General features: G+C 67.1%; 8 protein-coding genes. 6 read left to right on the forward strand and 2 right to left on the reverse strand.

What is annotated here, in order from left to right; translation table 11 throughout:
• Positions 1-148 precede the first annotated feature (148 nt).
• Genes RMCN_RS07125 through RMCN_RS07135 form a run of 3 tightly spaced genes read left to right on the forward strand, consistent with a single transcriptional unit; the run spans position 149 to position 3,271 of the window.
• Positions 149-1,294, forward strand: a complete 1,146-nt coding sequence (locus RMCN_RS07125; protein WP_064346688.1) for a thiolase family protein — start codon at positions 149-151, stop codon at positions 1,292-1,294.
• A gap of 43 nt (positions 1,295-1,337) precedes the next feature.
• Complete coding sequence (locus RMCN_RS07130) at positions 1,338-2,123, forward strand: crotonase/enoyl-CoA hydratase family protein (protein WP_067387984.1); 786 nt, start codon at positions 1,338-1,340, stop codon at positions 2,121-2,123.
• A 5-nt stretch (positions 2,124-2,128) separates the two neighbouring features.
• The gene (locus RMCN_RS07135) at positions 2,129-3,271 is read left to right on the forward strand and encodes an acyl-CoA dehydrogenase family protein (protein WP_064346691.1); all 1,143 of its coding nucleotides are present in this window, start codon (positions 2,129-2,131) and stop codon (positions 3,269-3,271) included.
• A 130-nt stretch (positions 3,272-3,401) separates the two neighbouring features.
• Here the strand turns inward: RMCN_RS07135 and RMCN_RS07140 are convergent, their stop codons facing one another.
• Positions 3,402-4,154 carry a fasciclin domain-containing protein gene (locus tag RMCN_RS07140; RefSeq protein WP_067387985.1) on the reverse strand — a complete coding sequence of 251 codons (753 nt, stop codon included), beginning with the start codon at positions 4,152-4,154 and terminating at the stop codon, positions 3,402-3,404.
• A gap of 172 nt (positions 4,155-4,326) precedes the next feature.
• On the opposite strand from RMCN_RS07140, the gene RMCN_RS07145 reads away from it, so the two are divergent.
• The 3 genes from RMCN_RS07145 to RMCN_RS07155 are packed head-to-tail and all read left to right on the forward strand — an operon-like array spanning position 4,327 to position 6,754.
• Positions 4,327-4,851 (forward strand): gamma carbonic anhydrase family protein, encoded by a 525-nt coding sequence (locus RMCN_RS07145; protein WP_064412291.1) that lies wholly within the window; start codon positions 4,327-4,329, stop codon positions 4,849-4,851.
• 35 nt (positions 4,852-4,886) lie between these two features.
• Positions 4,887-6,035 carry an NAD(P)H-binding protein gene (locus RMCN_RS07150; protein WP_067387986.1) on the forward strand — a complete coding sequence of 383 codons (1,149 nt, stop codon included), beginning with the start codon at positions 4,887-4,889 and terminating at the stop codon, positions 6,033-6,035.
• Positions 6,032-6,754 carry a CPBP family intramembrane glutamic endopeptidase gene (locus RMCN_RS07155; RefSeq protein WP_067387987.1) on the forward strand — a complete coding sequence of 241 codons (723 nt, stop codon included), beginning with the start codon at positions 6,032-6,034 and terminating at the stop codon, positions 6,752-6,754. The genes RMCN_RS07150 and RMCN_RS07155 overlap by 4 nt, the downstream gene beginning before the upstream one ends.
• A gap of 1 nt (position 6,755) precedes the next feature.
• On the opposite strand, the gene tet(V) is transcribed toward RMCN_RS07155, so the two are convergent.
• Positions 6,756-8,003, reverse strand: a complete 1,248-nt coding sequence (tet(V), locus tag RMCN_RS07160; RefSeq protein ID WP_201028801.1) for a tetracycline efflux MFS transporter Tet(V) — start codon at positions 8,001-8,003, stop codon at positions 6,756-6,758.
• Positions 8,004-8,361 lie beyond the last annotated feature (358 nt).

Genomic DNA, 8,361 nt, shown 5'->3' on the forward strand with positions numbered 1-8,361 from the left:
CGCGGCACCTCAGAAAATCCGATGGGCACCCCGCCATCAGATCACACCCACCAACCAGTAGGTTGACCTAGTAAACCTTGTTCGTTTACGTTCGGGGGTGGACCCGCGCGTATGCGGGTGAATCCTCGGACTTCGAAGGAGAAGTGTCATGGCTGAAGCCGTCATCGTCGAGGCAGTACGGTCGCCCGTCGGCAAGCGCAACGGAGGACTTTCCGGTGTGCATCCGGCTGAGTTGTCCGCGCAGGTTCTCAACGGTCTGGTGCAGCGCGCCGGCGTCGATCCCGCGCTCGTCGACGACGTCATCTGGGGCTGCGTCATGCAGGCCGGTGAGCAGGCCCTCGACATCGGTCGCACGGCCCTGCTGACGGCCGGCTGGCCGGAGACCGTCCCCGGCGTCACCGTCGACCGCCAGTGCGGTTCGAGCCAGCAGTCGGTGCACTTCGCCGCCGCCGGCGTGGTGGCCGGCCACTACGACGTCGTCGTCGCCGGCGGTGTCGAGTCGATGTCGCGCACCCCGATGGGCGCCTCGCTGGCCAACGGCGGCAACCCGTACTCGGCGAACTTCAAGAACCGCTACAAGCAGACTCCGAACCAGGGCATCGGCGCCGAGATGATCGCCGAGCAGTGGGGCTTCAGCCGCACCGATCTCGACCAGTTCTCGCTCGACTCGCACGAAAAGGCCGCTGCCGCACAGGATGCGGGTGCGTTCGACGATCAGATCGTCGGCATCAAGGACGACGAGGGCAATACCGTTCTCAAGGACGAGGGCATCCGTCGCGGCACCACGCTGGAGAAGATGGGCCAGCTCAAGCCCGCCTTCCGCGAGGACGGCGTGATCCACGCCGGCAACTCGTCGCAGATCTCCGACGGTTCGGCGGCGCTGCTGTTCATGTCGGCGGAGAAGGCCAAGGAACTGGGCCTCAAGCCGCTGGCCCGCGTGCACACCGCGGTGCTGGCCGGCGCCGATCCGGTGATCATGCTGACCGCGCCGATCCCGGCAACCCAGAAGGCGCTCAAGCGTTCCGGCCTGTCCGTCGACGACATCGGGGCATTCGAGGTCAATGAGGCGTTCGCGCCGGTTCCGATGGCGTGGCTCAAGGACATCGGCGCCGACGAGAAGAAGCTGAACCCGAACGGCGGTGCGATCGCGCTGGGCCACCCGCTCGGCGGCTCGGGTGCGCGCATCATGACGACGCTGCTGTACCACATGCGCGACAACGGGATCAAGTACGGTCTGCAGACCATGTGTGAGGGCGGCGGCCAGGCCAACGCCACCATCCTCGAGCTGCTGTGAGTCGCTTGTGTCCGACTCCTCAGCGATCGTCGTCGGACGAGCCATGACGACCCCCGCGGCGCTGACCGAGCGCCGCGGGAACGTCATGCTCATCACGATCAACCGGCCCGAGGCGCGCAACGCCGTCAACTGCGCGGTCAGCACCGCGGTCGGCGATGCGCTGCAGCAGGCACAGGACGACCCCGAGATGCGCGCGGTGGTGATCACCGGCGCCGGTGAATCCTTCTGTGCCGGTGCCGATCTCAAGGCCATCTCGCGGCGGGAGAGCCTGTTCCACCCGGACCACTCCGAGTGGGGTTTCGCCGGTTACGTGCGCCACTACATCGACAAGCCGACCATCGCCGCGGTCAACGGCACCGCGCTGGGCGGAGGAACCGAACTCGCACTCGCCAGTGATCTGGTGATCGCCGAGGAGCGCGCGAAATTCGGTCTGCCCGAAGTGAAGCGGGGCCTCATCGCCGCCGCGGGCGGGGTGTTCCGCATCGTCGACCACCTGCCGCGCAAGGTCGCGATGGAGCTGCTGTTCACCGGCGAGCCGATGTCGTCGGCCGACGCCCTGAAGTGGGGTCTGATCAACCAGGTCGTACCCGACGGCACGGCGGTGGAGGCCGCGCTCGCACTCGCCGAACGCATCACCTGTAATGCGCCGCTTGCCGTGTGGGCGAGCAAGCGGGTGGCGATGGGCGTCGACGACGGCGTCATCGCCGGTGACGAAGGTGGATGGTCGAGGACCATGCGTGAGATCTCGACGGTGCTCCGCTCAGAGGACGCCAAGGAAGGACCGCTGGCATTCGCCGAGAAGCGCCAGCCTGTTTGGAAGGCCAAGTAAGCAAAGTGAAAAGAACTATCTACGACGCCGAACACGAGGCGTTCCGGGAGACTGTCCGGGAGTACATCGAGCGCGAGCTCGTACCCAACCAGGAGAAGTGGGAGACCGAGCGCATCGTCGACCGGTCTGCGTTCACGGCGGCGGGCAAGTACGGGCTGATCGGGTTCAACATGCCCGAGGAGTACGGCGGCGGCGGCTCCGATGACTTCCGGTTCAACGCGATCATCGACGAGGAGATCGCCAGGTCCGGCGTGCACGGACCGGCACTGAGCCTGCACAACGACGTCGTCGGCCCGTACTTCAAGGAGCTGGCCAACGACGAGCAGAAGAAGCGCTGGCTGCCGGGCATCACCAGCGGCGAGCTGATCATCGCGATCGCGATGACCGAGCCGGGTGCCGGTAGCGATCTGGCCGGCATCCGCACCTCCGCGGTGCGCGACGGTGACGACTGGATCATCAACGGCTCCAAGACATTCATCTCGTCGGGTATCAACTGCGACCTGTGTGTGGTCGTCGCGCGCACCGACCCAGAGGCCGGTCACAAGGGCTTCTCGTTGTTCGTGGTGGAGCGCGACATGGAGGGCTTCACGCGGGGCCGCAAGCTCGACAAGATGGGGCTGCACTCGCAGGACACCTCCGAGCTGCACTTCGAAAACGTGCGGGTGCCGAACGCGAACCTGCTCGGCAAGGAGGGTCGCGGCTTCTACCACCTGATGACCAACCTGCCCTCGGAGCGGTTGGGCATCGCGATCTCGGCCATCGCGGGGGCCCGCGGAGTCTTCGACGAGACGCTGCAATATGCCAAGGACCGCAAGGCTTTCGGCCAGCCGATCGGCAGCTTCCAGCACAACCGCTTCCTGCTCGCCGAGATGGAGACCGAGCTGGAGGTCACCGAGAACTACATCGACCGCTGCCTGCAGGGTGTGGTCGACGGTGAGCTGACCGCTGTCGAGGCGGCCAAGGCCAAGTGGTGGGCTACCGAGGTGGCCAAGAAGGTCGTCGACCAGTGCGTGCAGCTGCACGGCGGATACGGCTACATGATGGAGTACCGCGTTGCGCGCGCCTACGTCGACGGGCGCATCCAGACGATCTTCGGTGGCACCACCGAGATCATGAAGGAGATCATCGGCCGCGACCTCGGCGTATAGCCGGCTCGCCGGCGTGGCGTCTAGCCGGGTCTCGCCGGCGTGGCGTCTAGCCACCGTGGCGTCTAGCCACCCCTACGCCAAAGCCCCCGAAACAACGGAGTTTCGGGGGCTTTTGCGTGTCGGGGTGAGATCAGCCGATCGGGGCGTCGGCAGCCGGCGTCGGCTCCGCCGGCTCGGTGGTATCAGTCGTCGTCTGGGTGGTGGTCGTCTCGCTGGTCGACGTCGCGGACGGCGTGACGGCCTCGGGCGCGTTGGCCGGATCGAGCACCGCGTCGATCAGGTAGATACGGGCGTTCGCGGCCTGGATACCACCGCAGACCACCTTGGCGGTGTCGTTGATCGTGACGTCGGCGTTCTCACCGGTCACCTTGATCTCCGCACCCTGCTGGGTGGGCCGCTGCCCCTTGACGTCCTTGGGCCCGAGCATCCCGAGGAACACGTGGTAGTAGTCGAAGTCCGTCAGCGCGGCGGGGTTGGCCTTCAACGCGTCCAGCTGCGCGGGCGCAAGTGCGGCGAACGCCTCGTTCGTCGGCACGAAGACCACGTACGGGCCGTTCTCCAGCACGGGCACCACGTTCACGGCGGGGTTGAACCCGCCCGAGATCGCGGAGTAGAAGGTGCTGGCGTCCGGGATGGCTTGCAGAGCCTGGCCGACGGGCAGGTTGTTCAGCGCCTTCCAGTCGGGCACCGCCTCCTTGAAGGCGTCACAGCCCTTCCCCTCGGGGTTCGGGATCTCGACCACCGCGGTGGTGGTCGGCTCGGCCGGCTGCTCGGGGGCGGGCGCGGGCGGATCGGCGTACGCGGTCACGGCCAGCGGCACCGAAAAGGCGATCGCGGCGATCCCGGCGGTGGCACCAAGGGCTTTGCTGGTGCGAGTCTTCACTTACGGCTCCTCAGCTAGACAGGTCGCAACGCATGTTAAAGGCACTGTTGCGTGGCTGCCAAAGTCACCACCTCGCCAAACGGCCGCTGCAAGCCACCTGACCTGGGCTTTGTCAATCTGCCCACATAGTGCGCCGAACGGCGGTGAAAGGCCGGTGCATACGATGAGCCGCATGCCCGAGCCGCTGATCGTTCCCATTCGTGGTCGCACGCCGTCGCTGCACGCCGAGGCTTGGGCAGCGCCCAACGCGAGCCTGATCGGCCAGGTGACTCTCGCCGCACGGGCCAGCGTCTGGTACGGCGCCACGCTGCGGGCCGAGGCCGAGCCCATCGAGATCGGTTTCGGCACCAACATCCAGGACGGGGTCACCGTCCACGTCGACCCGGAATTTCCCGTCTGCATCGGCGAAGAGGTCAGCGTGGGGCACAACGCCGTCCTGCACGGCTGTGTCGTCGAGGACGGGGCGCTGATCGGTATGGGGGCGGTCATCCTCAACGGCGCGACGGTCGGCCACGGAGCGTTGATCGCCGCGGGCGCGGTCGTGTCGCAGGGTTTCGTGGTGCCGCCGCGGACCTTGGTCGCCGGGGTCCCCGGCAAGGTGCGCCGCGACCTCAGCGACGCAGAGGTCAACCACAACCGCTACAACGCTCAGGTGTACCAGCACCTGATCGATCTGCACCGGGACGCGACGGCCTAGATTCTCCCGGGTCCGATCCGGGTACAGGCCCTACCGTGAAACGTGTTCGCACACTGGTGACCGGCGCGACCGGTTACGTCGGCTCCCGGCTCGTCACCGAGCTGCTCACCGAGGGCCACGAGGTGGTCGCCGCCAGTCGAAATCCCGATCGGCTGGCCGATTTCGGATGGCAGGACCGCGTGGACGCCGTCGCGTTGGACGCCCACGACGAAGCCTCGGTGCGGTCGGCGTTCGCCGACGCCGGTCCCGTCGACGTCGTCTACTACCTCGTGCACGGCATCGGGCAGCCCGATTTCCGCGAGGCGGACAACCGCGCGGCAGCCACCGTGGCCAAGGCGGCCAAGGACGCCGGTGTGCGTCGCATCGTGTATCTCGGCGGGTTCGTGCCCGACGGTGACGAGCTGTCCGAGCACCTGGCAAGCCGCGCCGAGGTCGCCGAGGCGTTGCACGTCGACGGCGGACCCGACGTGGTGTGGCTCGGCGCGGCCATCATCATCGGTGCGGGGTCGACGTCGTTCGAGATGCTGCGCTACGTGGGGGATCGGTTCCTGGTCATTCCGATGCCGTCGTGGTCGGCGAACCCGATCGACCCGATCTCGATCTGCGATGTGCTGCACTACCTCGTCGCCGCCGCAGACGGCGAGCGGGTGCCCGCCGGGGCCTACGACATCACCGGCCCGGAAACCACGTCGTACGCCGAGCTGCTGCGCACGTACGCGCGTATCGCCGGGAAATGGAGGGCCGAGCTGCCGGTCAACGGCGTCGACACCGGTCTGGTGTCGTGGGTGACGGCGGCGGTGCTCCCGGTCCCGGGCGGTCTGGCGGCGGACCTGGTGCAGTCGCTGGACCACCCGATGATCGCTTCCGACTCCCGGCTGCGTGAGTTTGTGCCGGACCCGCCCGCCGGGCTGATCGGCGTCGAGGAGGCGATCACACGGGCGCTGGCAAGTCGTCGGCGTCGACCCGTCGACGAGCTCACCGACCCACACCACCTCGCCGATACCGACCCCGCGTGGGCGGGTGGGGACACGCTGCGTCTGCAACAGGTCGCCGGTGCGGTCACACCGTCGATCGCCCGGCCCGCGCTCGGGCTCATCGGCGGGGTGCCCGGACCCGTTGCCGGGGCGGTACGTACCGGGGTGGACACGCTGCTGCACTTCGTGCCCAAGGTTGTTCCGACGTGACGGAGAAGACTCAGCCTCGCCCCGGGCTGCTTGGTGAGATTCGCGAGATCGTCAGCGCGTGCCCGGTCCCGCATCACGAACCGCCCAGCGTCATACGGCGCAGGCGCATCGTCGTCGCGGTCGTGCTCGTCATCGGCGCTGCGCTACTTGGATATTCGCTGACGCGGCCGCCGGGGGACTCGTCGTTCTACTGGCTGACGTTGGCGCTGGCCGGGGTGTGGGCGCTGGGCGCGTTGCTGTCCGGCCCGCTGCACATGGGATGCATCCGCTTCCGCGGTCGCAATCAACGGCCCGTGATCACCGGCACCACAATCGGTTTGGCGCTGGGCGCGGTGTTCGTCGTCGGCGGCCTGATCGCGCGTGAGATTCCCGGTGTGCGCGAATACATCACTCGCGTACTGGAATACGCCGACTATGGACCTTTGGTCCTGGTGACGTTCATCACCGTGATCAACGGGCTGGCCGAGGAGATGTTCTTCCGCGGTGCGCTCTATACGGCCTTGGGCACGATGAAACCGATACTGATCTCGACGGTCTTCTACGTCATCGCGACCGCGGCCACCACCGGTAATCCGATGCTCGGCTTCGCCGCGATCATCCTGGGCACGATCTGCGCGTTCGAGCGCCGGATGACCGGCGGCATCCTCGCACCGATGCTGACGCACTTCTTCTGGGGTCTGGTGATGGTGCTCGCGCTGCCGCCGATCTTCGGCGTGTGACTCAGCGCAGCGGGTGGGCCAGCTCGTCGCGACGCATCCCCGCCGCCCACACCGCGACCGCGGCGACCAGCATGGGAACGATGCCCGCGACGAGGAAAATCGTCTGTATCGAAACGACTTTCGACAACGGTCCGACGACCGCGAACGACACCGGCATGAACGCCAGCGAGACGAAGAAGTCCAGGCTCGACACGCGGCCCAGCATCGCGGTCGGCACCCGTCGCTGCAGCAGGGTGCCCCAGATGACCATTCCGGTGCCGTCGGTGAACCCGATGATGAACGTCGCGACGGCCATCACCGCGAACGATGAGGTGAAGCCGAACACGATCAGCGGGATGGCGCCGAGACTCCACATCGCCATCATCACCGACAGGTACCGGCGCGGCATGCGGCCCGACGACACCGTCAATGCTCCCAGTGCGCTGCCCAACCCGAAGAACGCGAGGATGAAGCCGTACATCCGTGCGCCGTCGGCGAAGCGGTCCTTGGCGATGAACGGCAGCAGCACCTCGATCGGTCCCAGGACGACCAGCACGAAGATGCTGGCGAACAACAGCGTCCACAACAGCCACGGCGTGCCGAGCACGAATACGAAGCCGTCGCGAAGATCGCGCAGCACATGTGTGGGTTCTTGCGCCGTAGCGGGTTTCAGCGAGGGGCGGGTCGCCACCAGCAGCACCAGGCCGACTGCGAACAAGGCGGCCACCGCCACCGCGCCCAGTGCGGGAAACGTCGCGCCGATGACCACTCCGGCGGCGGCCGGGCCGATCGCGCGTTGGAACACCGGGCGCACCACGCCCTCCACGCCGTTGGCCGCGAGCAGCTGCTCGGGTGGCAGGATGCGCGGAAGGATCGCGCTGTAGGCGGGGAAGAAGAACGCCGCCGCCGCGCCCAGGGCCGCCGCTCCCACCGCCAGATGCCAGATCTGCAGTGCGCCAAGCATTCCCAGTATCGCGATACCCGTCGAGGCGAGCACGTTGACCGTCTCGACCGCGATGATGATTGCCCGCTGAGGGAATCTGTCGGCGGCGATCCCACCGACCAATACGAACGCGACGAGTGCGCCGCCGAAGCAGGTCGTCACGATCGACAGCGATACGGGGTCGTTGTTCAGTTCGATGACCTGCATGGCCAGCACCACCGCGAACATGCCGTCGGCGAAGATCGACAGCGTCACCGCCGCGATCAGCAGGCGGTACTCGCGGTTGCGAAACGGTGCGAGCACGCGCCAACCACCGGCGTTGCGCACCGGCTGTTGTATCTCGAATTGCGTACTCACCTGTCGATGGTCGCGGAGGCGCACCCATCGAGTCCACCGATTTTCCCTGCGCCGAACGTGGGTTACCCGCACGCATTTGCGCGCCGAGTGTGCGGCGACCCCACACTCGGCGCAGGAGGTGCCCTAGAAGCACTCGCGCAGGAGGTGCCCTAGCCTCGATTTTTCGCCCAGGGTGATGCGGGCGAACTCGGGCGTGGGAACTGAGCTGGGACTGGGCTGGGAGGGTTGTGGGCGTGCTTGGTGGTCCCGTGTCGCCGGGTGGGCGGGCTTTCCCAGGGCCAGTGGGTCTTTCGTGGTTGGTCGGATGGGCTTTCGGTCAGTCGAAGGC

It is taken from the genome of Mycolicibacterium novocastrense (genome assembly GCF_001570485.1).
GTDB classification, from domain to species: domain Bacteria; phylum Actinomycetota; class Actinomycetes; order Mycobacteriales; family Mycobacteriaceae; genus Mycobacterium; species Mycobacterium novocastrense.